2 protein-coding genes are annotated in these 1,230 nt (G+C 65.8%); both read left to right on the top strand.

Going from position 1 to position 1,230, the window contains the following annotated elements; translation table 11 throughout:
* The coding region (locus tag BLS48_RS34670; protein ID WP_425284760.1) for a Mu transposase domain-containing protein at positions 1 to 766 on the top strand (766 nt) is incomplete at its 5' end.
* On the top strand, positions 763 to 1,230 hold a 468-nt coding region (locus BLS48_RS34665), incomplete at its 3' end, for an ATP-binding protein (protein ID WP_167365359.1). The genes BLS48_RS34670 and BLS48_RS34665, both read left to right, overlap by 4 nt.

The following is a 1,230-nucleotide window of genomic DNA, read 5'->3' as shown; positions in this document are numbered from 1 at the left end:
CCCGCACGGCCATCTCAAGCGGGCGATCGACGACGCGGCTCTGATGAGAGGATCGAGCGATTTCGGCGATCTGGTCTGCTACCGCCGCTTCGTCGACGAGATCGTCAGCCGCATGAACGCCCGCAATTCCAAGCGCATCGACATCGAGCGCGCCGAGCTCCAGGAACTGCCCGTCCGGCGCACATCCGACTACGAGGAGGTCACCGTGCGCGTCACCTCATCGGGCGGCTTCACGCTGCGCAAGGTGTTCTACACCGTGCCCTCGCGCCTGATCGGCCACCGGCTCAGGGTGCGCCTTTTCGACGATCGACTGGACATCTTCATCGGCGGCACCCTTCTCGTGACGCTGCCGCGCGGACGTGCCTCTCCATCGGGCAAACACGATCAGGTCGTCAATTACCGGCATGTCATCCATTCGCTGCGTCGCAAGCCGATGGCGCTGTTGAACCTGGTCTATCGCGACCAGCTCTTTCCGCGCGAGGCGTATCGGCACACCTTCGACATGCTCATGGAGCGGCTGCCGGAGCGGCAGGCCTGCCGCATCATGGTGGATCTTCTCGCCATGGCTCACGAGCGCGCCTGCGAGAGCGAACTGGCCGACCAACTGGATGCCGCGCTGCAGGCGCGCCGATTGCCCGACATGGCCGCCTTGCGGGAACGCTTCGCCCCCGATCCCTCCCGGCTGCCGAATGTCGTCGTGCGCCTTGCGCCGCTCAATGCCTATGAAGCCCTGCTCGGCGCCAGCCTGACGGGAGACGCGGCATGAAGACCAACACCACTGTCGATACCGCCAAGCTCAGCCTGCTCCTCAACGAACTGCGCTTGCCGGCCATCAAGCTCATGTGGCCGCAATTCGCCGAACAGGCCGACAAGGAAGGCTGGCCCGCCGCCCGCTTTCTCGCCGCGATCACCGAGCATGAACTGGCCGAACGCGACCGCCGCCGCATCGAACGCCACCTCGCCGAGGCCCGCCTCCTGCCGGGCAAGACCCTCGACACCTTCGCGTTCGAGGCCGTGCCGATGATCTCCAAGGCCCAGGTGATGGCGATCACCGCCGGCGACAGCTGGCTGGAGAAGGGGGCGAACCTGCTTCTGTTCGGCCCGCCCGGCGGCGGCAAAAGCCATCTCGCTTCAGCCATCGGCCTTGCGCTCATCGAGAATGGCTGGCGGGTGCTCTTCACCAGAACAACCGACCTCGTCCAGAAGCTTCAGACGGCACGGCGAGACCTG

It is taken from the genome of Mesorhizobium qingshengii (genome assembly GCF_900103325.1).
GTDB classification, from domain to species: domain Bacteria; phylum Pseudomonadota; class Alphaproteobacteria; order Rhizobiales; family Rhizobiaceae; genus Mesorhizobium; species Mesorhizobium qingshengii.
Note: the sequence above shows the minus strand (reverse complement) of the source record. Positions and strands in the feature narration are given on the sequence as shown.